This window comes from Oceanobacillus bengalensis, from assembly GCF_003628445.1.
GTDB lineage: Bacteria > Bacillota > Bacilli > Bacillales > Amphibacillaceae > Oceanobacillus > Oceanobacillus bengalensis.
Genome location: NZ_RBZO01000008.1, coordinates 19,555 through 45,916 on the forward strand (window position 1 = coordinate 19,555; position 26,362 = coordinate 45,916).

21 protein-coding genes are annotated in these 26,362 nt (G+C 37.6%); 10 read left to right on the forward strand and 11 right to left on the reverse strand.

What is annotated here, in order from left to right; translation table 11 throughout:
• Window positions 1-23: 23 nt before the first annotated feature.
• From D8M05_RS06660 to D8M05_RS06670, 3 genes are all read right to left on the reverse strand, one after another.
• Window positions 24-971 carry an ABC transporter permease gene (locus D8M05_RS06660; protein ID WP_220667578.1) on the reverse strand — a complete coding sequence of 316 codons (948 nt, stop codon included), beginning with the start codon at window positions 969-971 and terminating at the stop codon, window positions 24-26.
• Between the two features lie 6 nt (window positions 972-977).
• A complete protein-coding gene (locus D8M05_RS06665; RefSeq protein WP_121129915.1) occupies window positions 978-1,910 on the reverse strand; it encodes an ABC transporter permease in 933 nt (310 codons plus the stop codon).
• A 114-nt stretch (window positions 1,911-2,024) separates the two neighbouring features.
• Entirely contained in the window at window positions 2,025-3,692 is a 1,668-nt protein-coding gene (locus D8M05_RS06670; protein WP_121129917.1) for a peptide ABC transporter substrate-binding protein, read from the reverse strand.
• 290 nt (window positions 3,693-3,982) lie between these two features.
• Here D8M05_RS06670 and pepV point away from each other — a divergent pair, with 290 nt between their 5' ends.
• The gene (gene pepV / locus D8M05_RS06675) at window positions 3,983-5,380 is read left to right on the forward strand and encodes a dipeptidase PepV (protein ID WP_121129919.1); all 1,398 of its coding nucleotides are present in this window, start codon (window positions 3,983-3,985) and stop codon (window positions 5,378-5,380) included.
• Window positions 5,381-5,428: 48 nt separating this feature from the next.
• Here the strand turns inward: pepV and D8M05_RS06680 are convergent, their stop codons facing one another.
• Together D8M05_RS06680 and D8M05_RS06685 are read right to left on the reverse strand one after the other, a co-directional pair.
• Complete coding sequence (locus tag D8M05_RS06680) at window positions 5,429-7,507, reverse strand: sigma-54 interaction domain-containing protein (protein WP_121129921.1); 2,079 nt, start codon at window positions 7,505-7,507, stop codon at window positions 5,429-5,431.
• A 153-nt stretch (window positions 7,508-7,660) separates the two neighbouring features.
• A complete protein-coding gene (locus D8M05_RS06685) occupies window positions 7,661-7,897 on the reverse strand; it encodes a hypothetical protein (protein WP_121129923.1) in 237 nt (78 codons plus the stop codon).
• 515 nt (window positions 7,898-8,412) lie between these two features.
• Here D8M05_RS06685 and D8M05_RS06690 point away from each other — a divergent pair.
• Entirely contained in the window at window positions 8,413-9,198 is a 786-nt protein-coding gene (locus D8M05_RS06690; RefSeq protein WP_121129925.1) for an HAD family hydrolase, read from the forward strand.
• Between the two features lie 45 nt (window positions 9,199-9,243).
• On the opposite strand, the gene D8M05_RS06695 is transcribed toward D8M05_RS06690, so the two are convergent.
• The 3 genes from D8M05_RS06695 to ggt form a co-directional block, all read right to left on the reverse strand.
• On the reverse strand, window positions 9,244-9,771 hold the full coding sequence (locus D8M05_RS06695; protein WP_121129927.1) for a chromate transporter: 528 nt from the start codon (window positions 9,769-9,771) through the stop codon (window positions 9,244-9,246).
• Window positions 9,768-10,334: a chromate transporter gene (locus D8M05_RS06700; RefSeq protein ID WP_121129929.1), complete on the reverse strand. Its 567-nt coding sequence runs from the start codon at window positions 10,332-10,334 to the stop codon at window positions 9,768-9,770. Before D8M05_RS06700 ends, D8M05_RS06695 begins: the two co-directional genes overlap by 4 nt.
• Before the next feature lie 105 nt (window positions 10,335-10,439).
• On the reverse strand, window positions 10,440-12,053 hold the full coding sequence (gene ggt / locus D8M05_RS06705) for a gamma-glutamyltransferase (protein WP_121129931.1): 1,614 nt from the start codon (window positions 12,051-12,053) through the stop codon (window positions 10,440-10,442).
• 243 nt (window positions 12,054-12,296) lie between these two features.
• On the opposite strand from ggt, the gene D8M05_RS06710 reads away from it, so the two are divergent.
• The 6 genes from D8M05_RS06710 (at window position 12,297) to D8M05_RS06735 (ending at window position 18,910) form a co-directional block, all read left to right on the forward strand.
• A complete protein-coding gene (locus D8M05_RS06710; protein ID WP_121129933.1) occupies window positions 12,297-12,746 on the forward strand; it encodes an Lrp/AsnC family transcriptional regulator in 450 nt (149 codons plus the stop codon).
• A gap of 318 nt (window positions 12,747-13,064) precedes the next feature.
• Complete coding sequence (nikB, locus tag D8M05_RS06715; RefSeq protein ID WP_121129935.1) at window positions 13,065-14,006, forward strand: nickel ABC transporter permease; 942 nt, start codon at window positions 13,065-13,067, stop codon at window positions 14,004-14,006.
• Window positions 14,007-14,428: 422 nt separating this feature from the next.
• Window positions 14,429-15,322, forward strand: a complete 894-nt coding sequence (locus D8M05_RS06720) for an ABC transporter permease (RefSeq protein WP_121129937.1) — start codon at window positions 14,429-14,431, stop codon at window positions 15,320-15,322.
• A gap of 85 nt (window positions 15,323-15,407) precedes the next feature.
• Window positions 15,408-16,961 (forward strand): glutathione ABC transporter substrate-binding protein, encoded by a 1,554-nt coding sequence (locus D8M05_RS06725; protein ID WP_121129940.1) that lies wholly within the window; start codon window positions 15,408-15,410, stop codon window positions 16,959-16,961.
• A gap of 7 nt (window positions 16,962-16,968) precedes the next feature.
• Complete coding sequence (locus D8M05_RS06730) at window positions 16,969-17,964, forward strand: ABC transporter ATP-binding protein (protein ID WP_121129941.1); 996 nt, start codon at window positions 16,969-16,971, stop codon at window positions 17,962-17,964.
• Complete coding sequence (locus D8M05_RS06735; protein ID WP_121129943.1) at window positions 17,939-18,910, forward strand: ABC transporter ATP-binding protein; 972 nt, start codon at window positions 17,939-17,941, stop codon at window positions 18,908-18,910. Before D8M05_RS06730 ends, D8M05_RS06735 begins: the two co-directional genes overlap by 26 nt.
• Window positions 18,911-18,988: 78 nt before the next feature.
• On the opposite strand, the gene D8M05_RS06740 is transcribed toward D8M05_RS06735, so the two are convergent.
• Window positions 18,989-19,918 (reverse strand): threonine ammonia-lyase, encoded by a 930-nt coding sequence (locus tag D8M05_RS06740; protein ID WP_121129945.1) that lies wholly within the window; start codon window positions 19,916-19,918, stop codon window positions 18,989-18,991.
• 239 nt (window positions 19,919-20,157) lie between these two features.
• On the opposite strand from D8M05_RS06740, the gene pflB reads away from it, so the two are divergent.
• Both pflB and pflA read left to right on the forward strand, forming a co-directional pair.
• A complete protein-coding gene (pflB, locus tag D8M05_RS06745; protein WP_121129947.1) occupies window positions 20,158-22,401 on the forward strand; it encodes a formate C-acetyltransferase in 2,244 nt (747 codons plus the stop codon).
• A gap of 723 nt (window positions 22,402-23,124) precedes the next feature.
• Window positions 23,125-23,877 carry a pyruvate formate-lyase-activating protein gene (pflA, locus tag D8M05_RS06755; RefSeq protein ID WP_121129951.1) on the forward strand — a complete coding sequence of 251 codons (753 nt, stop codon included), beginning with the start codon at window positions 23,125-23,127 and terminating at the stop codon, window positions 23,875-23,877.
• A 59-nt stretch (window positions 23,878-23,936) separates the two neighbouring features.
• On the opposite strand, the gene D8M05_RS06760 is transcribed toward pflA, so the two are convergent.
• Window positions 23,937-24,215, reverse strand: a complete 279-nt coding sequence (locus D8M05_RS06760) for a YciI family protein (protein WP_121129953.1) — start codon at window positions 24,213-24,215, stop codon at window positions 23,937-23,939.
• A gap of 148 nt (window positions 24,216-24,363) precedes the next feature.
• The gene (gene asnB / locus D8M05_RS06765) at window positions 24,364-26,208 is read right to left on the reverse strand and encodes an asparagine synthase (glutamine-hydrolyzing) (RefSeq protein ID WP_121129955.1); all 1,845 of its coding nucleotides are present in this window, start codon (window positions 26,206-26,208) and stop codon (window positions 24,364-24,366) included.
• Window positions 26,209-26,362 lie beyond the last annotated feature (154 nt).

The following is a 26,362-nucleotide window of genomic DNA, read 5'->3' on the forward strand; positions in this document are numbered from 1 at the left end:
TAATTACTCATCCTTTCTACTTCTTATTTTCTCATTCTTGGATCGAATGCATCTCGTAGACCATCAGCCAGCATGTTGAAACATACCATCAGTGCTACAATAACAATTGCTGGATATGCCAATAAATAAAACTGATTTCGCATTGATTGGAATCCATCATTAATAAGTACCCCAAGTGATGCAAGTGGTTCCTGAAGCCCTAATCCAATAAAACTTAGAAATGCCTCTGTAAAGATTGCACTTGGAATCGTAAACATCAAATTGATAATAATAATTCCTAATGTATTTGGAAGCATATGTCCTAAAATAATTCGACTTGTACTTGCTCCCAATGCTCGTGATGCTAAAACATATTCCTGTGTTTTCAACTTAAATACTTGTCCTCTTACTAATCTGGCCATATTTACCCAACCAGTAATGACCATCGCCAGCATAATTGTCATTATTCCTGGTCGCATAATCATAATTAATAGAATGATAATAATTAAGTTTGGTATACCGACTAATATTTCAATAATCCGCTGCATAATATTATCGACTTTTCCGCCTTTCCAAGCAGATATTGCTCCATAGGTGATTCCGATTAAAATATCAAGCAATGCAGCGAGTACCGCAATATATAAAGAAACACGCGTCCCTTCCCATAATCTTGTCCACTGATCACGACCAAATTTATCCGTTCCTAACCAGTGCTCACCACTTGGTTCTGAATATACTTTTTCATAATTGGTCTGTTCATAACTATATTCACTAAAATAAGGTCCGATAAAGGATAGGACGACGATAAGTAAAATGACAACCAGACTAATAACAGCTGCCTTATTTTGCTTTAACCGTAACCAACCATCTTGCCAATTAGACAAAATAGGTTTATTTATCTTTTCACTCTCTTCTTCTTTTCTACCCACAATTTCAAACATCTCATTGGGTAATATTTCATGTTGTTGCTCCTTTTGTTCTGTTTGTTGCATTGGTTATCACTCCTTCCCATGTACCCGAATACGTGGATCAATAATTCCATACAGGATATCGACAATTAACATCGTTAGGATGAAAAAGGCACTGTAGAATAGGGTTAACCCCATAATTGTTGTATAGTCATTCATCTTAATAGAGTCGACAAACAAACTACCAATTCCTGGTATACTAAAGATATTTTCAATAACTAATGACCCAGTGAGTAAACTAACAACAACAGGTCCTAAAATCGTAACAATAGGAATCATCGCATTCCGTATCGCATGACGGATAAGTACGACCCAGTCTCCTAAACCTTTAGACTGCGCAGTAATGATATAATCTTGTTGCAGGACCTCCAACATTTCATTTCGCATAAATCTAGCAATCTGTGCAATAACACCGACTGCTAAAGCAATTGTAGGTAGGATGGAGTGATCATAACTTTCCCAATAGGCAACAGGCAAGATTCCCCATTTTAAACCGATATAAAATTGGAAAAAGGCTGCTAATACGAAGTTTGGAACAGATACACCAAGTACTGCAATAATCATTGTAAAATAATCCCATCCCGTATTATGCCTAAAAGCTGCTACCATTCCTAAAATAATCCCAATCGATAACCCAAGCACTACCGCCTGCAAACCAATTAATGCCGATGGTGCAAGTCGGTCCATAATTAATGAACTAACTGGCTGCTCCTTATAATAATAGGACAAGCCCAAGTCTCCTTGAACGAGGTCTCCCATATATTTGAAGTATTGAATATGAAGTGGTTCATCAAGCCCATACTTGGCATAGAACTCCATACGTAATTCCTCTGACAAATTCATTAACTTCTCTTCATCAAATGGTGAACCGGGTAATGTTTTCATCAAAAAGAAGGTTAGCGTTGCAATTAGAAATAACGTAATTAAAATATTGACTAATCGTACTAAAATAAACTTTTTCATCCGTTTCTTCCCTCCCCTGTGGATAAGACCAAATTATCTATGTAATTTAATAAAATAGGATGAGGATGCCCGAAGTAATATAAAAGGACAACCTCACCTTTACATCTGAATGAATTAGTTAATAGTCACATATTTAAGGTCTAGGCGTGCCCCATATGGATGTACAACAAGATTTTGAATATGTGTTTTTTGCAAGTATGCAGAACCTTGATAGTAAAGTGGTCCTAAAACAGCATCTTCTTCAAGTAGAATTCTTTCCGCTTCAATTAACAACTCAATACGTTTTTGCTCATCTGTTTCTTCTTTTGCTTGGTAAACTAAATCCATATATTCTGGATTATGGTAGTTTCCTCTGAATGCTGAAGCTGGATCGCCAACCCACAAATCAAGATATGTCATCGCATCATTATAATCGGCACCCCATTTAGAAATTACAAATTGGAAATCATCTTCACGCATGGCATCCAAACGACCGCTATATGGTTTTGTGACGATCGAAATATCCACACCCAAGTTCTCTTTAACTTGTGATTGGACAAATGTTGCTCCATCTTTTGCAACCGTATCATCTGCTGTTAGGATTTCAATTTCAGGTAGTTCCCCTCCAATTTCTTCTAATCCTTTTTCCAAGTATTCTTTTGCTATATCAAAGTCTGGTTCAATAACTTCCCCAGCGATTTCACGGAATGATTGGTCTCCTATACCTTGCATGTCTGGCGGAAGTAAGGAGTATGCTGGTTCAGATCCATTATTCAATACATTCGTTGCTAAAATCTCTGGATTAACTGCTAATTGGAATGCTTTACGGATATTTTCATTATCGAATGGTGCTTTACCTAAATTGAATTGTAAATACCATGATGTAAATTCTGTTTCTGTACCAAATTCTTCACTATCTTTAAATTCATTTACGTCATTAGAAGATAATGTAATACGGTCAAGTTCACCAGCTTCATATAAATTTAATTCTGTGCTCTTCTCTTTAATTACTTTCATGGAAACTTCATCTACATCTACATTTTCAATATCCCAATATTGGTCATTTTTCACCATCGTTACACCCATTGCTTGGTCATATTCCGTAAGAACAAATGGTCCATTATATAGGATAGATTCATGATTTAGGGCAAATTGAGTTCCTACTTCATTCATGAAATCTTCATTTAATGGGAAGTAAGTAGCGAATGCTGTAAGACCTAGGAAATATGGTGTAGGTTCTTTTATTTCCACAACCAATGTTTTATCATCTTCTGCTATAATCGCAACTTCTTCTTCTGCTCCCTCTCCATTTGCATATTCTTCTGCTCCCACAATATAATCGGATAGAATAAACGAATAAGAACCAGAGGTATCAGGATGTAAAGCACGTAACCATGAGTAAACGAAGTCATGTGCTGTAACATCTTCTCCATTACTCCATTTAATTCCATCTCGTAAATGGAATGTATACGTTAATTTATCATCAGAAATATCCACACTTTCTGCCATAGCTGGCTGTGGATTATTTTCTGCATCCAATCGATATAGACCTTCCATGATATTATTTAAAATATCAAAGGAAATTCCATCTGTTGTCGTTACTTGATTTAAATCTGGAATATCATTTTCCATACTTAAATTTAAAACCTTCTCTTCGTTGCCTGTTGTTGCATCATCAGAAGTATTTCCTTCTCCTGATGTGCTTGTTTCCCCAGAGTCTGAAGACCCGGTGAAGTTACAAGCAGATAGTAACAATATTGCTAGAAGCAAAATGCCCCATTTTTTCAAAATATTTCTTTTCATTGTTAAAATTCCCCCTTTTTGGTATTTATCTAAATACATGCAAAAAACATGCCAACTAAAAACATAGGGATTTTCAAATCTTTTATCGAAATAGGGTGTGTATAAGGTTGCTACATTGAATAAAACACCCCATAAAGCACCCTATTAATACAAACCAATTCTTATATTATTACTTTTTAATTGGCATACTTTTTGCATATTCATATTTGACTAAATAAATTATTTGAAGACTGCTCTTTTGAAATGTGATTCCAACTAACATCTGAACAGTTACTAAGGAGGAAAGCAATTTGAACGACTGGAAAAGTTATTTCAATGAGGAAAAATTTATCCAAGACTTATCATCCTTACTCTCCATTCCAAGTATTATGGATGTAGAATCAAGTGATGAAAAACAACCATTTGGCGAGAATGTACAAAAAGCACTTGATTTTATGCTACAAATTGGTGAAGAAGAAGGATTAGTTACTTATCAGCATAATGGTTATTATGGTTACATTGAATTTGGACCACAAGATCAAGAGCATTACATAGCCGTTTTGTGTCATGTTGATGTGGTACCCGCTTCTGGGACATGGAGTAGTGATCCATTCAACCCTCAAGTAAAAGATGGCCGTATTTATGCACGAGGTGCAATTGATGACAAAGGTCCAACAATGGCTGCCTGGTACGCATTAAAAATGTTAAAAAAATCTGGCACAGCCCTAAAACATCGAATTCGCTTAATTGTTGGAACAAATGAAGAAAGTGGGATGCGCTGTATGAAATCCTATGTTGAAAATGAACCTGAAGCATTATTTGGTTTTGCACCAGATGCGGAATTCCCAATTATTCATGCAGAAAAAGGACAAATAAATGTGCAGCTCCACTGCAAACCAAAACATGCTAGTAACTCCATAAACTTAGTTTCTTTTCATTCTGGGGAAAGGGGAAATATGGTTCCAGATGCTGCAACCGCAATTATTAATGGGGAGTTTACTGCTAATCAAATTAGTAGAATAGAAGAATTGAAACGGTTGAACAAAGATGTAACAGTTGAAAAAGTTGGTGAGAATACATACTCTATACAAACCCGTGGTACGTCAGCACACGGAATGGAACCATTTAACGGTAATAATGCCGCTTTTGCTTTAGCAAGTGTATTGTTATCTTTAGAAGAATTACAAATTCATCCATATTTAACATTCATTCATACATATTTAAAAAATGATTTTTGTGGGGAGAACCTTGGAATAGACTTTGAAGATACCATAACTGGAAAATTGACAGTAAATGCAGGGATTTTTCGTTATACAGAAAAAGATGGTGGTGAAATATCTTTAAATGTTCGTTGTCCTGTAAAAACACCCTATGAACAAACATTAGAGCAATTAAAAACACTAGCAGAGCAAAAAGGATGGGGTATTTCCAACATCCGAACGAAAAATCCTCATTATGTTGATGCAGAACACGAAGGAATAAAAGCACTTCAAGAGGCTTACCAAGATGTAACACATAACGATGCAACATTATTAACCACTGGCGGTGCAACATATGCACGATTTTTATCTAATGGGGTAGCCTATGGCGCAGTATTTCCTGGAAAACAAAATACCGCCCACCAAGTGGATGAATACGCAGAGCTAAATGACCTAAAAAAAGCTGCATTCATCTATGCAGAAGCACTTTCAAAGTTAGGGAATTTATAGTTTTAAAAAAGGAGGATTATCACAATTGTGATATCCTCCTTTTTTAATCTATGAAACAATTTGGTTCTCTATATATCGCAAGAACTTTTTTCCATTCTCATTTATTGTTGTTCCTCTTCTACCTTGACCAACTGTAATCAAATCCATATCGGATAAGATTTCAAGTCGGTAGCGCATTTTTTGCTCAGACAGGTCTTGATTGTCTTCGGAAAGAACTTTTAATAAAGATCGACGTCCTGTTCCTTTACTCCCTAATTGATTTAAGATTATTAAAATTTGTTGGCAGTCCTGTAAAAAACCTTTTTCTTCTAATCTATATAAAAGAATATCCTCCTGTTGCCTAGATAAAGAAGTTGTAGCCTGTTTCTCTAGAATATTCGATGGCAAAGCAGACAAATCTACCTCACCATTACAGACATGGGCTAAATATTCAATCGTATTTCTTAATTCCCTTACATTCCCAGGCCAATCATAGCGGACCATCGCATTTAATGCATCCTGCGAAAAAGGTAGACCAAACCGCTGTAACTTTTCTTCAAATTCCTTAGCGAATAACTCCGACAATAATAAGATATCTTCTTTTCGTTTACGTAATGGGATTAGTGGAATCGGCAGGACATTTAGTCGATAATATAAATCTTCTCGAAACTTATTCTGCTCGATTAATTTCCGCAAATCTTTATTTGTAGCTGCTATTACACGAACATCGACAGGTATTGGCTGTCCACCACCAACCCGTTGAATTTCTCTTTCCTGGAGAACCCGTAATAAACGATTTTGAATAATAGGTGAAGCATCCCCAATCTCATCAAGGAATACAGTCCCCTTATGTGCTCGTTCGAAGAGTCCCATGTTTCCTTTTTGATTAGCACCGGTAAACGCCCCTTTTTCGTAGCCAAATAATTCGCTTTCTGCTAGCGACTCTGGTATCGCTGCTAGGTTAACTGCAACAAAAGGACCATGATTTCTCTCTGAGGCACGATGTATTGCTTGTGCCATTACTTCCTTTCCAGTTCCTGTCTCTCCATAAATAAATATGGTAGAATCACTGTGAGCTAATTTTTTCGCCTTATCTATCAAGGATAACATCTTAGATGAATTTGTTTTGATATCAGAAAAAGTGTGTTTAGCAACAAACCCCTTTTCTCTTTCATTTTTATGATATTTCGTTTCAATGCTTTTAATTCGTTTCATTTTGTCAAACAGGATAATTGTCGCAAAGACTTTTGCCCCAACGAATATTCGTTTTTTACGAACATAAAATGATTCTTCTTCAACATCAATAAAATTTTCCTTTTCCATTTCTACCTTCATAAACGCTTGGTAAAAAGCCTGGGGGATTTGACTCATATCTTCTCTAATTAAATCCATATAAGAACGATTTAATAGTTTCAGAGCTTGCATATTAATAGAAATAATATTATTGGATTGGTCATAAACAATCATTCCTTCTTCAATCTGGTCAACGATTCCTTCTATACTTTTTTGCAGGCCTTGGGATTGTGTAATTTCAAGGTTCAACTCTTTCACAAGGGACATAATGGACTGAATATATCTTGCCGATAATTGATTATCCGATGCAAAGGTAGAAATACCAAAATATTCATAGATTTCATATAGGGTTGTCATATCTAATAGTCGATTCCCAATTTCCATCTTTGTCTTGATAGCTGGAGGTACCATATGACTCTCACCTGGACTAACAGCAATTGTTATAGAAGGGTCTAAATCCTTCTGACCATAGTAAGGAACATAGTGATGCTCAATACCAACTTCTAATAAAGTCTGAATTGCCTCTTCTGCAGACTCCTTCAAATCATTAACAACATAGAGATGGGATCCTCTTGGAAGAGAAATCAAAGGTTTAATTTTAGCAAAATTGATTGAACGCTTGGCAATAATATAATGTGTATCCTTATGTAGAAATTGTCTAACCATATCAAGAACTACTTTACTTGTCACCAAAATAAGATCTGCTTCACACTTGGACATAGACTCTATTTCTCCTACTAGTGCTCCTGAAATTGTGCACTGGTTAGCTAAACCTACATCATGCAGTTGACCAACAATAGATTGAAGTGTCGTATTACGATGAGCAATAACAAGTAACTCTGGTGTATCTCCCATGAATATCTCACCCTTTTACCATATCTTTAATCATATTATAACACTAATAAAGTATGAAGTTTCGAAAAACTCGGGGAAATTCGTCAAACCACGGGGACAGACTCGCTGCCCCACAATGCATTTACCTTATCCTGAATATCCATCCCAGTTTTCTTAATTTTTTTCAATGGCTATAATACCATTACCGTTTTCAATTAAAATTTTATTCGCTGAAATAATACTTGTACGTTTATCGCCAGCCCAAAGTAATTGTTTTCGCATCGTCCACAACATATAAGTTAATGCCAGTTCTGTCACACAAGAAATATCCAAGATTTTATCCATTTCAGTTATAACTTCACTTTCTTCTAGAATGATAGGATTGTATTCTACTCCCGCTCCCCCCAACATTTCCTTTGCGCAAAACTCCCCATTCAATGCTTTCGTTGTATGCTAAAAATTGATTTATTGTTTTGTATAGTATAAATAAAAGGGTTTCTCTATATTTCTATATCTTATATCGCCAAGCATTCCTAAGACTTAGGATTTTTTGTACATCATCCATATCTAAGTTATTAACGGACACTCCCTCTAAAATTGTTTTCGTTTGCGGGAAGGTCACATTACTCCTTCAAACTTAGCAGTATAATAAATGTTTGCTATCAGCGATTTCTTTGCCAAAAATATATTTTCTCGCTTCGATAAATTAACTTTATCGATCATCTTTACTCCCTCGCCTTTTTTCTAAATCCTTATTCATATATAGCACATCCGTAAGCAACTTCAGAGTTAATATTTTGCATTGTAGTCAACAATTTAACTACCTGAGTTCCTCACTACTTTTCTTTTTACATTAACTTCATTTAAACTACCAACAAAACTATGCTAAACTAGATATATCATTAAAAGAGAAAAAGGAGTTCAACATGACATATAAAGCTATATTCTTAGACATTGACGGAACGATTTTAATGCCAGATCATACATATGCCCCATCGACAAAGGAAGCCATAAAGCAAGTACAAAAACAAGGGGTAGAAGTTTTTATCGCTACTGGAAGACCGGTTCATGAAGTACGTGAACTTGCCAAGGAGCTAAATATTGATTCGTTTATCGGCTATAACGGAGCGCATGCCATTTATAATAATGAAACAATTGTTGATGAACCGATGGGTGAGGACATCGTAAAACGCTTTGTTGCCATTGCTGAAGAACATAATCATGAAGTCATTACGTTTACGAATGGAGAAAATTATTTAACCAACCCAGATAGTCCGATATCAAAACAATTTACTGTCGCCTTTCAAATGAATAAAAATAACGCTTATACAAAGGAAATAGCCAAGGATGTGTTAGGAATGACCGTAATGAACCTTAAACCATCCGAAGCATCTCTCTATCAATTTGATGGAAACATCCATCTGTCACAAGTAAATGTAGAAGGCTCACAGCATGCTTTTGATATTATTCGAAACAATGTAAACAAAGGGGAAGCAATTAAAAAAGTACTAAAACATTTGGGCATCGAAAAAGAGCAAGCGATTGCTTTTGGTGATGGGATGAACGATAAAGAAATGCTTCAAACGGTAGGTGCTGGTTTTGCAATGGGTAATGCCGCACCAGAACTACTTGAATACGCCAACCTAAAAACAACAACCGTCCATGAAGATGGTATTTTCAACGGATTGAAAGCGTTGGGGTTAGTGGAGTAATAATGAAAAAAAGTGGCTTGCACACCAATCTGCAAGCCACTTTTTCTATAACAAGAACCCACCATATACAAGTGCTCCAGCAATGACAAATGCTGGATGGACTTTCCTTCGTTCAATCAGATAATAACTTACTGCTAATAGAATAATGGTCTGCCATATTCCTACTCCTTCGTACGATTCTTGTAAGAAACTCCACGTTAACACACCGAGTAAGATTGCAATTACAGGTTGCACAAATAGTGTTAGCCGCTTCACTTTTGGTGAATCTTTGTATTTAAGTAAAAGACCTCCAAGTAGAACCATCAGGATTAATGACGGTGCAACAGTAGCAAATATGCCAATTAACGATCCAAGCACCCCACCGACCTCGTAACCAATATAGCCAGCTAGCTTCGTTGCAATTGGACCTGGCAGTGAATTTGCAAAGGCTATAACCTCACTAAATTCTTGAACGGTCATCCAACCAAAACGCTTTACTACTTCATTTTCAACAAGTGGAATGGAAGCTGGGCCACCACCATACCCTAAGATTCCAGGGATGAAAAATGCAATAAAAATTTGAATGTATATCATGCCCTATCCCCTTCTCTATTGTCTTTTTCCTTATCTTTCATTGATAGAGCAAGGATAAGCAGTACGGCAATAACAATTCCAGGATGAATATGTAAAAATTGCAATACGACAAATAGTACGGCACCGATAATGATCGCTTTTGTCCAACCAAATCCCTTGCCAGCTTTTTTTATAAATTGCCATGTTAATACAGCCATCATCATCCCAACAACAGGGACAACTCCAGCCGCCATACCCCTGACCCAGTCAAAGTCTTTAAAAGATGATAACGAAGTAAGTAAAATGATTAGCAGAATAATCGTTGGAACAATATTTATTAAAATGGCATTGAGCATTCCCGGAATACCTGCTACGCGATAACCAATATAACCTGCGAGCTTCGTTGCAACAGGTCCTGGCAATGTATTTGCAATTGCCAATATATCACCAAATTCTTCCTCATTCATCCATTTGTATTTTTCTACTACTTCCTTTTGAATCAATGGTATCGATGCAGGTCCCCCACCGAACCCAAGCATGCCAACCCTAAAAAAGGCGATAAATAAATCCCATTGTGTTTTCATTTTGTCACGAACCTTTTGCTATTAAATTAAGAAATCGGCTTAAGTAGCCGATTTCTTTACATGTTCCCTTTATCGATTTTGTTCATTCCAAAATCGATAATTTTTTTACCAAGCAGCAACGCTTCCATCTGTTCTTGATTCTGAACCCCCGACTAATACTCCAGATTCAGCATCTCTCCAAATTATCTGACCACGCCCAAAGCCATTGGGCTCGATTTGTATATTAATGTCATGCCCTCTCTCTGCTAATTGTTGGGCTATATGATGTTCGAAACGATCTTCTACTTCAACGGTTTTATCTTTCATCCACTGCCACCTTGGTGCATCTAATGCTGCTTGTGGATGCAGACCAAAGTCAACCGTATTCATTACGACCTGCACATGACCTTGTGGCTGCATGAAACCACCCATGACACCAAATGGACCAACCGCCTTGTCATCTTTCGTTAAGAAGCCAGGAATGATTGTATGATAGGTACGTTTGCCACCTGCAAGTGCATTGACATGACCCGGATCTATCGAAAAATTATGCCCACGATTTTGCAAAGCAATTCCAGTACCAGGCACCACTACTCCAGAACCAAATCCCATGTAATTGCTCTGTATAAAGGATACCATATTTCCTTCATTGTCTGCAGTTGCTAAATATACCGTACCACTCATTGCTGGTTCTCCTTCTTTTGGTAGAATGGCTTCTTCGGTAATGAGCGATCTTCTTTCATCAGCATATGATTCACTTAGAATCTCTTCTACGGAATATCGCATATGCTTATCTTCTGTTACATGTTTCTGGGCATCTACAAAAGCTAGTTTAATTGCTTCGATTTGTTTGTGATATGTATCCACAGACTCTTTAGCAGGAAAGTCGAAACCTTTTAAGATGTTTAAAGCTTCAAGAGCAATAATTCCCTGGCCATTTGGAGGAATCTCCCATACATCATAACCACGATAATTAACATGGATAGGATCTACCCAATCTGCTTTAAATGCTGCTAAATCATCAGCAGTAATGTATCCTCCTGTCTGCCTAGAAAATAACGCAATCTTTTCTGCTAACTCACCACGATAAAAAGATTCCGCATTGGTTTCCGCAATCTCTTGTAATGTTTTTGCATGATCCTCTGAGGACCATACCTCCCCAACTTCAGGTGCCCTTCCCTTTGGTGCAAATGTATGGAACCAATTTTCGAAGACGGGATCTGTTAGTGTTGCCTTATATTTACGATAAGCACTTTTCCAGAACTTCCCTAAAACTCGCGAAACAGGATAACCTTCTCTTGCATAGGTAATAGCTGGTTGCAATACTTCAGTTAATGGAAGCTTACCAAAGCGCCGAGAGAGCTCCGCCCATGCTCCAGGTGCGCCTGGTACAGTTACAGGAACCCAACCATGTGTTGGAATTTCCTCGTATCCCTTCTCCTTCAATACTTCTATGGAAAGTGATTTCGGTGCCCTTCCACTTGCATTTAACCCATGTAGTTTCCCCTTTGTCCACACAAGTGCAAATGCATCACCACCAATCCCATTTGATGTTGGCTCAACAACGGTTAAACACGCAGCTGTTGCAATCGCTGCATCGATAGCATTTCCACCTTTTTTCAAAATGTCCAGTCCTGCTTGTGCAGCAAGTGGTTGAGATGTTGCTACCATACCATTTTTAGCGTAAATCGGTTGTCTCGAAATTGAGTAAGGATTATGTAATTTGTTCGATAAATTCATATATAATACCCCTTTCGCTATTTTGTGAATTAATTGTATAGTATGAAACTAATGTTAATTTGTCAATGATATTTTTCAGGAAGTTAATAAAATATAGAAAACAGATTTCTTTTTGTTTGCTATAAAACACATATTGCTTGCAGAATGAAAGGCATCTATTACACAAAATTATTAAATAATTGTTTATCTTTTAAATTTAATTCGTTATAATCTAAATAAACTACAAAATAGGAGCATTTGATAATGAGAATAGACGAAATTGATAAGAAACTAATCCAGTTATTGTCAGATGATGGAAGAATATCCTATGTACACTTGGCTGAGAAAGTTGGTATTTCTCGCGTTGCGGTAAAGGATAGAATACATAATCTAATCGAAAAAGGTGTCATTGAGAAGTTTAGTGTCATTGTTAATTCGGAAAAGGCAGGTAAAAAAATTTCTGCCTTCTTTGAAGTTGAGGTTGAACCGATGCAATTAGAACAGGTCGCAATTAAACTAGCAAACAACCCAAATGTTGCCAGCATCTATCAAATGACTGGTCCAAGTACATTACATATGCATGTTCTAGTAGAAGATATTAGCATGCTAGAATCATTCATTAACAAGGAGTTATACTCTGTAGTTGGTATTAACCGAATTGAAAGCTCGATTATCTTAAAACGATTCAAGAGCAGAAATGGATATAAACTATAGAAATTCAGGGGCATCCTACCATCCTTCAAGTGGTAGGATTTTTTTATCTTCTTTTTGAATTAAAATAAAATTTTTAACCTACCAATTTGTTCCCGCATAAATATTCATATTATTGAATGAGAGTAGTAACGATACCAAGCGTGTTACCGTTTGCAAAATGTTTTAATTTAACGCATTAGTTTAAACAGAAATATAGTTTTGAATGATTTAATTGTTTATTTTTGTCGGAAAACTGTATTGACAATCGTTTTTTTGTGGCGTATGATTTATTTTAAATTTACAATAAGTTTTCAAATAATTGAAAAAGGAGGTTCTGAAATGATAGGTTTAATCATTCGGCGCTTGGGTCAATTAGTTCTACTATTATTTGGTATATCATTCATTGTTTTCATGAGTATGCATATAGCGCCTGGAGATCCAGCAACAATTATTGGTGGACCTACTGCTAGCGAATCTGATTTAGAAGCAATTAGAGATGAGTTAGGATTAAATGATCCTGTACTTGTCCAATATGCAGACTACATAAAGGGAGTAGTTCAGGGGGACTTCGGATTCTCTTATCAAACGGCACAGCCTGTAGGTGAAGCAATCGCAACTCGTTTACCGAACACGATTAAACTTGCCACAGCGAGTATGATTGTAGCTGTAATTATCGGAATTTTCGCAGGAATGATTTCAGCAATGAAGCAAAACTCTTGGTTAGATGTAACAAGTACAACCTTTGCACTTGCTGGTGTTTCCATTCCTAACTTTTGGCTAGGAACCATGCTAATTCTTGCTTTCTCTGTCAATCTACAATGGTTGCCAATTGGCGGATTAAGTGAACCTTTCTATACAACCGAGGGATTTAAGCAACTTATTCTACCTGCCATTACATTAGGGACAGGCTCTGCTGCACTTATCGCAAGAATGGCTCGTTCGTCCATGCTGGAAGTGATTAGAGCTGATTACATACGTACCGCTAAAGCAAAAGGTGTGAAACAAAGATCCATTATTTGGGTACATGCCTTACGTAATGCAATGATTCCCGTTATTACCGTTATTGGTATTAACTTTGGTGGATTATTAGGCGGAACCATTATAACAGAACAAGTATTCGCAATTAATGGTGTTGGTCGATTAATGATCGATGCGATTGCTTCCAGGGATTTCCCAATGGTTCAAGGAACAGTTTTATTAGTAGCAGCAATTTTCGTAATAGTTAATTTAATTGTTGATATTGTCTACGCAGTCATAGACCCTAGAATTAGTTACGATTAATAGAAAGGCTCTTTTCTTATTTTGTTGCTATTGATATAAGCTTTTGACTAAGGATATTCATTTTGTGAAGCTCTCGCTCACACTTATAAAAGCTATATTCTGCCTACGCTGGTAGTAATGTTCTGATTGAAGTGTGATCGTAGTCGATGAAATCACGTTTCAAAGAATTGTTCTTCCGTCAATAAAAGGTGAGAAGCACTATTTTAGTGGAGGAAAGATACGAAGACTTCTGCGGGAGGAGAGGCCTAGATGAGACTGCGGAATGCGTAGCATGGAGGAGGCTCATCAGCCGCCCGCGAAAAGCGAAGTGTCTTTCCGGAACGGCAAGTTACTCAGAAGTTTATGTCTTTTACGTCACAACTTAGTATTTAGTAAAAGCAACATTTTTTAGAAAACAGCCATTAGAAAAGGAGGTTAATCAATTGTCTGCTGAAGTCGTTTTAGGAAAAAAAGCAGTTGCAGAAAAGAAAGATGGTTTCTTCATTCAAACCTTTAAAAAATTGCTCAAAAATAAATTAGCAGTTTTTGGATTAGTGATTATTAGCCTTCAAATTATACTTGCTATATTTGCCCCTTTTCTCGTTAGCTATGGTCCAAATGAACAGAACCTCGCACTTACCAATCAAGGTGTTGGTACAGAGGGTCATATACTTGGAACAGATAACTACGGAAGAGACATGTGGTCGCGAATTGTATATGGTGCAAGAATCTCACTAGTTGTTGGAATAAGCACCGTTGCAATTGGATTAGTTGGCGGAATAACATTAGGACTTCTTGCAGGATATTTCAAGAAATTAGATAACATTATTATGCGATTTATGGATCTATTGTTTGCTTTTCCAGGAATTCTTCTTGCTATGTTGATTATCGCTACGTTAGGAACGAGTTTAGTGAATGTTGTTATTGCTATCAGTATATGGTCCATTCCTGGATTTGCGAGAATTGTTCGAGGTAGTGTGTTATCCATCAAAAAACAAGAATATATCTTAGCAATGCGTTCCATAGGAGCAAGTAATACTAGGATTCTATTAAAACATATCTTACCAAACTGTACAGCTCCTATCATTGTTAATGCAACAATGCGTATGGGGACTGCAATTTTATCAACAGCATCTCTAAGCTTTCTTGGTTTAGGTGCACAGCCTCCAACACCTGAATGGGGCGCAATGATTGCTGCGGGTCAAGACTTTATGTGGGATGCACCACATATTGCAATTATTCCTGGGGTAGCAATCATGTTAACTATCTTCGCATTCAACGTTGTAGGAGATGGATTACGTGACGCTTTAGATCCAAATATGGATATACAAGCATAGAAAAGCGGAAGCACACGTTTAGTGACGTATGGGTGCTGGAGGATGGAGCTAGACATAGAATAATTTGAAAAGGGAGTTTTAAAAAATGAAAAAAAGACTAACATTAATAGCATTTTTAATCATTGCCCTATTTACCCTTGCTGCATGTAGCAGTGGTAGTGACGATGCAAGCGGTGGAGAAAGTAGTTCTGGAGGAAGTGGTGATGTACCGAAAGAAATTACATACGGATCTACTACAGATGCAAAAGGCCTATCACCAATTGATACAAATGACTCTGTATCTAGTAATGTCATTACGCAAGTCTATGAAACATTGTTTAGATTAAATCCAGAAACGATGGAACCTGAACCTTTACTTGCAGAATCCTATGAAACACCTGATGAAAATACTTGGGTTATTAAGTTAAATGAGGGTATCACTTTCCATGATGGGACACCATTTAACGCAGAAGCTGTAAAATATACATTCGATGAATTGAAAGACCCTGAGCGCGCAGCACCTCGTGCATCTTTACTAGAACCAATAGCTTCTATTGAAGTACAAGATGAATATACCGTCGTATTGAAAACGGAACAACCATACGGACCAATGCTTGCCGCACTTAGTCATACGAATGCATCTATTGTAAGCCCAACAGCTGACCAAGAAGGCGATATTAACCGAGAACCTGTTGGAACTGGTCCATTTGTATTTGAAGCATGGAATGAGGGAGATAGTCTTTCATTAACGAAAAATGAAGATTACTGGAGAGAACCCGCACAATTAGAAAAAGTGACTTTTAAAATTGTACCTGAGTATTCAACTGCTATATCCATGTTGCAAACTGGAGAAATTCAATTTTTAGATGCCATTCCATCTGATCATATTTCTAGAATTGAATCACTTGATAATGTCGAAGTACAGAAGAAAGAAGGTACACGCGTATCTTACCTCGGATTCAATATGGAAAAAGAGCCTTACAACGAATTAGAATTCAGACAAGCTGTTGCATATGCCATTGATCAAGAAGCATATGTAAGCCAACTAAATGGTTTAGGGGTTCATAATGAAAGTATCATTGGCCCAAGAGTTTTTGGCTATAACGAAGAAGCAAACGAATCAGCATATGAATTTGATCTAGAAAAAGCAAAACAAATCATTGAAGAAAACGGATATGGAAACGAAACAGTTACACTAATGTCTCCTAACCGTGATAACTATATGAAAATGGCAGAAATTGTTCAATCACAGTTAACCGAAGCTGGGTTAAAAGTAGAAATCGAAACAATGGAATGGGGTGCCTACTTAGATGCAACAAGAGTAGGAGAACATGAAATTTCATTTAGTGGCTGGGCAAATAGTACAGCTGATGGTAGTGAATTGCTCTATCCTAATCTGCATTCCGATAATATCGATGCGTCTAACAACGCTCGATATAACAACGAAGAATTTAATAAGCTTGTTGAAGAGTCGCGCGTAACAGTTGACCAAGAAGTTCGCAAAGAAAAATTACATGCAGCGAATATGTTAGCAATTGAAGATGCTCCTTGGATCATTATGGAACACGGAATGGTTACTGCAGCTTTCGATAAATCGATAAAAGGATTTGAAATTGATCCAACAGGAACATGGTCACTATATCGTGTAACGAGAGAGTAGGGTTAATATGGAACATTTACTTCAAGTAGAAAATCTTGTCATCGGGTTTCGAACAGCCAAAGGTACATCCCAGGCTGTTCGGGATGTTTCTTTTTCTCTTGAAGAGGGAGAAACATTATGTATCGTCGGTGAGTCAGGCTCAGGTAAAAGTATTACTTCCTTATCTTTATTAGGCCTTCTTCCAGAAAATGGGGATATTGCTAAAGGATCGATACGTTTTAAGGGTGAAGAACTCGTCGGTAAGAAAGAAGAAGCTTTACGAAAATTAAGAGGAAACAAAATCTCAATGATTTTCCAGGAGCCAATGACAGCACTCAATCCAGTATTTACAATTGGATACCAGCTACAAGAGCCACTAATCATTCATCAAAATTTATCGAAACAAGAAGCAAGAAAAAGGAGTATGGCTCTCCTTGCAGAAGTTGGTATTCCGAATCCCAAAGAAAAATTAGATCAATATCCTCACGAACTTAGTGGCGGCATGCGTCAACGGGTAATGATTGCGATGGCATTAGCGTGTGAACCATCACTATTAATTGCAGATGAACCAACTACTGCATTAGATGTTACCATTCAAGCGCAAATATTAGATTTAATTGATGACTTAAAAGAGCAATTAGGCATGGGTGTTGTCTTCGTTACGCATGATATGGGTGTTGTAGCTGAAATTGCTGATAAAGTAATGGTTATGTACGCTGGTGAAGTTGTTGAAACCGGTGATGTTAAGACAATCTTTGAAGATCCACAACATCCGTATACAAAGGGCTTACTCGCTGCTGTTCCAAATGTTGATGATGAAACACAGGAACTATCCATTATCCCTGGCTCCATGCCAAGTGTTGATGACGAAATCGAAGGATGCAGGTTCCATCCACGCTGTCCATTTGCAATGGATATTTGCAAACAGAAAAAACCGCCAGTAATGAATGTCTCAGAGAACCATTCTTCCCGATGCTGGCTTCAGGAGGTAAATAATCATGACAAATCAACAGTCACTTCTTGAAGTAGAAGATTTAAAGACGTATTATCCGATTAAAGGTGGTATCCTAAACCGGACAAAAGCAAACGTTAAGGCCGTAAATGATGTTAGCTTGGAAGTTTACGAAGGTGAAACGCTTGGTATTGTTGGTGAATCAGGGTGCGGGAAATCGACACTTGGAAGAACCCTTTTAGGATTAGAAAAGAAGACAGGTGGCACCATCCATTTTCGTGGAGAAGACATTGGAGATTTGTCAGAAAAAAAATTAAAGAAATACAAGAAAGATATGCAAATGATTTTCCAGGATCCTTTCGCTTCCTTAAATCCAAGGCAAAAGATTGGGAATGCATTAGAAGAAATCTTTATTATCCATACAAGTCTTTCAAAAAGCGAAAGAAAAGAACGGGTTCGAAAGCTCTTAACAGAAGTTGGTTTAAAAGAAGAGCATTATGATCGCTTCCCACATGAGTTTAGTGGAGGACAAAGACAGCGTATTGGTATTGCTCGTGCGATTGCACTAAATCCTTCATTAATTGTTTGTGATGAAGCAGTTTCTGCATTGGATGTTTCGGTACAAGCCCAAATTATTACATTGTTAAAAGAATTACAGGCTAAATATCATTTAACCTATTTATTTATTTCACATGATTTAGGCGTTGTCAGGCATATAAGTGATCGTGTACTCGTGATGTACCTTGGAAAAACAGTAGAATTAGGTACAACCGAACAAATTTATAATAATGCCCTACATCCATACACAAAAGCTTTGCTATCCTCTATTCCACGCCCAATACCAGGTAGGAAAAGAGAGCGTATTAAATTACAAGGGGATTTACCAAGTGCTTCTAACTATCCCACTGGTTGCCCTTTTCATACGAGATGCCCAATAGCTACTGCACAATGTAAGGAAGTAGTACCTGAGTGGCGCGAGATGGAAGCAGGACATTTTGTTGCATGCCATGAGATCTAATAGATTAAGAGAATGCGAGGAGCTAAGTGCTCCTTGTATTCTCTTTTTCTTTTGGTTCTTCTTGAAGTGTTGTTGCTACTATTTTCGAACGTCTACATTCCCTCCTGAAATAATACAAACAACATTCTTATCCCTAACCCCAAGTTTATCATACATTGCAGCTGCCACTGTCACAGCACTGGAAGGTTCAATTAATTGTTTCGTTTTCTCTAGTATATAGATTTGTGCTTCTTTTATTTCTTTTTCTGAAACCAAGATCAAATCATCAAGATACATTTGCAAGATGGGAAATGTTAGAGAGCCTGGCTGACTTGTTCTTAGCCCATCAGCAATTGTTGTCGTTGTGGGAATAGATGTAATGCGATTATTTCGCAAGGAAAGATAGGTATCATTTGCAGTCTCTGGCTCTACTCCTATCACTTTTATAGACGGCTTTGTTTCCTTAATAGCAGTTAAAATTCCAGAAATGAGCCCGCCCCCTCCCACTGGGACGACAACAATATCAATTTCATCCAGTTGTTCCATGATTTCTAAACCAATTGTCCCTTGACCAGCTATAATAAAAGAGTCGTCATAGGGTGGGATAAATACACCATTATTTTCTTGTGCAATATTCTTAGCTCGTGGTAATCTTTCATTAGAGGTTATCCCACATTTCTCAATTTCTCCTCCATATGTTTTAATAGCATTAATTTTACTTATAGTTGCATCTTCAGGCACAACGATGGTTGCGGGAATACCAAGCTTATTCGCAACATATGAAACAGCTTGTCCATGATTCCCGCTCGATGCTGCAGTGACATATGTTGCCCCTTCTTTCACTACTTGCTTTACTTTATTTGTTGCTCCCCGTAATTTAAAGGATCCCGTCTTTTGAAGATGCTCTGCTTTTAAGAATATATTGTTTTTGCATCGTTCTGAAAGTTGGGTGGAACGTAGTATCAGTGTTTTGCTTATCGTATCATCGATGTTTATTCTTGCTTGATGGATATCAGTAATTGTTACCATTTTAATATCCCCTCACCTTTAAATTGATATAAACTAATTATACGAAAAATTTACAATAAAATAAACAGTGGCTTCTATTTAGAAGGCGTACCACACCATTGACTTTTAGCAAGAACCAAAATCGTTCCTTACTTTGTCACAATCTCCCTCTTGTTGCACCTATTTATAGATGCTATAATCGAAATATAACATGCTCAACATTTCACAATATATTTGTTACAAATTAGGAGGGTTATCAAATGACAGTAACTGCTCAAAAGAAGTTGGATTTTAAAGGTGGAAAATGGCAATCTGAAATTAATGTACGTGATTTTATTATGAATAATATAACTCCATACGTTGGTGACGAAAGCTTCTTAGCTGGACCAACAAAGGCAACACTTGATTTATGGAATCATGTGATGGATTTAACAAAGAAGGAACGTGAAAATGGTGGCGTTCTCGATATGGACACAAAAATTGTCTCAACAATTACATCACATGGACCTGGTTATTTAGACAAAGCGAAGGAAAAGATTGTTGGCGTACAAACAGACGAACCGTTTAAACGCTCTCTCCAACCATTTGGTGGAATTCGTATGGCTGTAACTGCTGCTGAGTCTTATGGATTTGAGGTTGACGAAGAAGTACAGCATATTTTTACAAACTACCGAAAAACACATAACCAAGGTGTATTCGATGCCTACACACCAGAAATGAGAGCAGCAAGAAGCGCTGGTGTTATTACTGGTCTACCAGATGCATATGGTAGGGGACGAATTATTGGAGATTACAGGCGTGTCGCACTATACGGCGTTCATCGACTAATTGAAGATAAGCAAGAGCAACTCGCTTCCATTGGGGAAAATGGTATCATGTCAGAAGATGTCATTCGTGACCGTGAAGAAATCTCTGAACAAATTCGTGCACTCAACGAATTAAAACAATTAGGTGCGTCATACGGATTCGATATTTCTGGCCCTGCAACAAACACACAGGAAGCATTCCAATGGCTATACCTTGGTTACCTTGCTGCAATCAAAGAACAAAATGGTGCAGCGATGAGTTTAGGTAGGGTTTCTACTTTCTTAGATATTTTCATTGAACGTGACTTAAAAAATGGTAGCATTTCGGAAAAAGAAGTACAAGAAATTGTTGACCATTTTGTAATGAAACTACGCTTAGTTAAATTTTCTAGAACACCAGAATACAATGAGCTTTACAGTGGTGACCCCACATGGGTAACAGAATCTATCGGTGGAATTGCGAAAGACGGAACAGCCCTTGTTACGAAGAACTCATTCCGTTTCTTACACACCTTAGATAACTTAGGTACAGCACCAGAACCAAACTTAACCGTACTATGGTCGGAAAAATTACCAAATAACTTTAAACGTTATTGTGCAAAAATGTCGATAAAGACAAGTTCCATCCAATATGAAAACGATGACCTCATGCGTGATAAATATGGAGATGACTACGGAATTGCTTGTTGTGTGTCTGCAATGGAAATTGGAAAACAAATGCAATTCTTCGGTGCTAGGGTAAATTTAGCGAAAGCACTTCTCTATGCCATAAATGGCGGTGTTGATGAAAAGTCATTAAAACAAGTTGCACCACACTATGCACCAATTATTTCCGATTACTTAGATTATGAAGAAGTAATGGAAAAATACGACCGAATGATGGACTGGCTAGCGGGATTATATGTAAATACATTAAATGTTATTCACTTTATGCACGATAAATACAGCTACGAACGCATTGAAATGGCACTACATGACCGAGATGTTTTACGCACAATGGCTTGCGGTATCGCTGGGCTCTCTGTAGCTACTGATTCCTTAAGTGCCATTAAGTATGGAAATGTAAAAGTTTTACGAAATGCGGAGGGCTATGCAGTTGATTATGAAGTCGAAGGTGACTACCCAACTTACGGAAACAATGATGACAGAGCTGACGATATCGCTGTATACCTTGTGAAGTCTTTTATGAATAAAGTAAAACAACATAAAACATACCGTAATGCGATTCCAACACAATCCGTATTAACAATCACATCGAATGTTGTTTATGGGAAAAAGACAGGAAACACTCCTGATGGCAGACGATCTGGTGCACCATTTGCTCCAGGTGCAAATCCAATGCATGGACGAGATAAGAAAGGTGCATTAGCATCCCTAAGTTCTGTCGCAAAATTACCATATGAGGATTCATTAGATGGGATCAGTAACACATTCTCCATCGTTCCGAAAGCACTAGGAAAAGATGAAGATACAAGAACGGCAAATCTCGTAGGAATGTTAGATGGATATACAATGAAAGGTGGACATCACCTCAATGTGAACGTATTTGACCGAGAAACATTGCTCGATGCCATGGATCATCCAGAAGAATATCCACAATTAACGATTCGTGTATCAGGCTATGCTGTTAACTTTATTAAACTAACGAGAGAACAACAAATTGATGTTATTAACCGCACATTCCATGAGAGGAAATAAGAACAAAAGAGTCTAGGACAAAGGCTAATTTATTTTAAATAAATACAAACGATGATTCAAAACCTTCCATTACATCTTAAATTAATTCGGATGTTGTATAGACTTCGGATCTCTTTAATTCAGTATTGTGCAAAACACATCGTTCCGGAAACACACTTCGCTTTCCACGGGCGGCTGGTGAGCCTTCTTCGTGCTAACGCACTACGTAGTCTCACCTAGGCCTATCCTCCCGTAGGAGTCTACGTGTGTTTCCTCCACTAGGTGCCTGCTTTACTTGTCTAAAATTAGAAATATGCTGTTTTTTACAGAAAACAACTGTCCGAAACGTGATTATATGGACTATAACTATAAAAATATCTAGAGCAGGTATCATAGCGGAGGCAGAATACGAAGACTCCTACGGGAACAGCACGTGTCCGAAGACCAGGAAGAAGCGTTCTTTGCGTCACGAGGGGGCTGAGGCCGTGCCCGTGGAAAGCGAAGTATTCTGCCGCAGCGAATGACGACATAAACCAATCATAAGTGTAAGCGAGAGCTTAATTGCTTGAATTCAAATAGTCCACACTTTACATCAACTATCATTTTACATTCAATTATAGAAAGGTAATATTCTAAGATTCATATCCTATCATGTTCGGCTTTAGTATGGAAGGTTTTAATTATGTGCCAGCCTCAAACCCAGGCAAGAAAAGTAGCAGCTAAAGAATCAGGGGAGGTTTTACAATGAAAGGTCGCATTCATTCTGTAGAAACATGTGGAACGGTAGATGGCCCAGGCCTACGCTATGTTATATTTATGCAGGGTTGTCCACTACGTTGTCAATTTTGCCATAATCCTGATACTTGGAAAATGAGTGACGGCAAGCAAGTAACCGTTGATGAGTTGGTAGCAGATATTGAAACATACCTCCCCTTTTTCAAGTCATCTGGCGGAGGCGTAACTGTTAGTGGCGGTGAACCACTACTGCATACGAAATTTTTAATAGAATTATTTAAAGAACTGAAATCACGTGGGATTCACACGGCACTTGACACAGCTGGAGGATGTTTTTCTACTTCTCCTAGTTTTCTAGAATCTTTGGACGAGCTTCTTTCACTAACAGATTTAGTCCTATTAGATATTAAACAAATTGATCCAGAAAAGCATAAAGTACTAACAGGTCTTTCCAATGAACATATTCTAGCATTTGCTAATTATTTAAAAGAGAAAGACATTCCCGTTTGGCTACGTCACGTACTTGTTCCTGGGCACAGTGATCATGATGAAGATTTAATAAGGTTGGCTGATTTCATTCGTAATTTAACGAACGTCAGAAAAGTAGAAGTATTACCTTACCATAAACTTGGTGTCTACAAATGGGAAGCTTTAGGTTTACGTTATCCATTAGAAGCTGTCGAACCTCCAACAACGGAGCGTGTCAAAAATGCGGAAAAAATATTAGGTATGGCAATGGAAAGAATACTGCAAAAAGTATAATCTAAAAAGCTGTCTATCAAGGGCTTATCACCTTCTACAATAGACAGCTTTTTTAATCTCTATTCAGGTAAAACTGCCTTTGAACTCATTACCCATTCACGAATTTCATAGTCTCTCGCACCTTTTACAACGTATGGATCCTGTTTTACCAATTCTTCTACTTGTTCCATAATCTCACCTTTGTATATAACAAGCCCACCAGAACCGTCAGCAAAACGACCTTTGGCGAAAATAAAGCCTTCCTCTTCTTTTTCCTCTAAAAATGATAGATGGGCTGGACGAAATGCTTTACTTTTTTCTTCATCTTTCATTGGTAGAAACACTGCAAAATAACTCATATTCCCTCATTCCTCCTGATATGTATTTACTTCCCATTATAAAGGAAACAGAGGAATAGTTCATTAAAGTATTTTGAAAGTTTAGGAGTTTCCATTTACCAATAGAAGCAAACGGAACCCTACCAAAGCAAGGTCCCTTCTCTTAAACTTATTCACTTACCTTCACATCATACGTCCTTAGCCAATGGTCAATTTGGCAAAGGTGGGCGATTAATTGCGGTCCTCTCATTAATTGACCATACCATGGTTCTTTAAATTCTTTCCCTTCACTTTTCACAATTGCTTCCACTTTCTCACGTTTCATAAATTCAAATAAACGTGCATTTGGATCTGCAAGAATTTCCTCCATCCATTTTACAACTTGTTCCGTATATTCTGGTTGAAACGTACGTGGATATGGACTTTTTTTACGATATAGGATTTCATCAGGTAAAATCCCCTCTAAAGCCTTACGTAATATCCCTTTTTCTCTACCGTTCAAATTCTTCATTTCCCATGGAATATTCCAAGCGTATTCTACTAAGCGGTGATCAGCGAATGGAACACGCACTTCAAGACTTGCCCCCATACTCATACGATCTTTACGATCTAATAACTGAGCCATAAACCAATGCATATTCAAATAGAATAGTTCTCGGCGTCTTGCATCCGCTTCACTTTCCCCAGCTAATTTTGGTGTCTCGTTTATTGTTTCTTTGTAACGATCATGGACATATGTCTTCAAGTCCAATTTCTCTTGCCACTCTGGATGAAGTAAATCGATTCTAGAATCAAGTGACTTCATCCACGGGAAAGCCTCTTCTGCCAGTGTTGGGTCCTGGAACCAAGGATAGCCTCCGAATATTTCATCTGCACATTCACCAGATAAAGAAACGGTGGAATATTTTTTGATTTGCTGGCAAAACCATAGCAATGATGAGTCAATATCTGCCTGCCCAGGCTGATCACGAACCTCAACAGCTTCTTTCAAGTATGCTGCTAGGTCATAGCCAGAAATAACTTCATCATAGTGATCTGTTTCAAAATGTGTTGCCATTTTCTCAATAAACAGTCGATCACTTGAAGGTTGAAATTTACTTGATTTAAAATGTTCTTCATTTCCTTCATAATCAACAGAAAATGTTGCAAGTTTTTTCCCCTGTTCCTTAAAATAATTGGCGGCTATTGCTGTAATTGCACTGGAGTCAACGCCACCAGATAAAAATGTCGAAACAGGTACATCTGCTACCAATTGACGTTCTACCGCATCAACAAATAATTCTCTTACTTTTTCAGCTGTTTCTTCTATATCATCATGGTGATTTTTGCTTTTTACATTCCAGTAACGCCATAGATTTAGGGAACCTGCCTTTGTAAATGTTAAAGAATGTCCTGCACGTAATTCCTTGATGCCTTTGAAAAGTCCGTGCCCTGGAGTTCTCGATGGCCCAAGCCCAAAGATTTCAGCTAAGCCACGGAGGTCCACTTCTGCCTCCACATCATCATGGGCTAAAATCGCTTTTAACTCTGAACCGAAAATAAGACGTCCTTCTGTTTCATGATAAAAAAGCGGTTTTACACCTAAACGATCTCGACTCATAAAGAGCTGTTCTTTATCCTCATCCCACACACCAAATGCGTAAATACCATTTAGGTATTCTACACAATCTTCTTTCCATTCCATGTAAGCTGTAAGTAAAACCTCTGTATCAGAAGTAGAATGAAATTCATATCCTTTTTGTAGGAGGACTTTTCGTAAATCTTCTGTATTATAAAGTTCACCATTATACAAAATCGTATATGTGAAACCATTCTTCTGTTTGCTCATTGGCTGTTTACCACCCTGAAGATCGACAACAGCTAAACGTTTATGTCCAAATGCTGTGTGTTGATTTATCCAATACCTCGTATCATCAGGTCCACGGAGTGACAATGTTTCTGTCATCTTCTCTAATATTGATTGCTTCGACCTGGCATCTGCTCGCAAATCAACAAACCCTGTAATTCCACACATGTGAGTCATCCTTTCTTTTAGCTACGAATTATCGTATGCGCCCAAACAAAAATGGTTACAGGGTGCCTGTCACTCCTCGAATTTTGTCGAATGCTATGGTTAGTGCTACTGCCTTTTTACCTCAAAAAGAGCTCCTTATCCGTTTACGAATAAG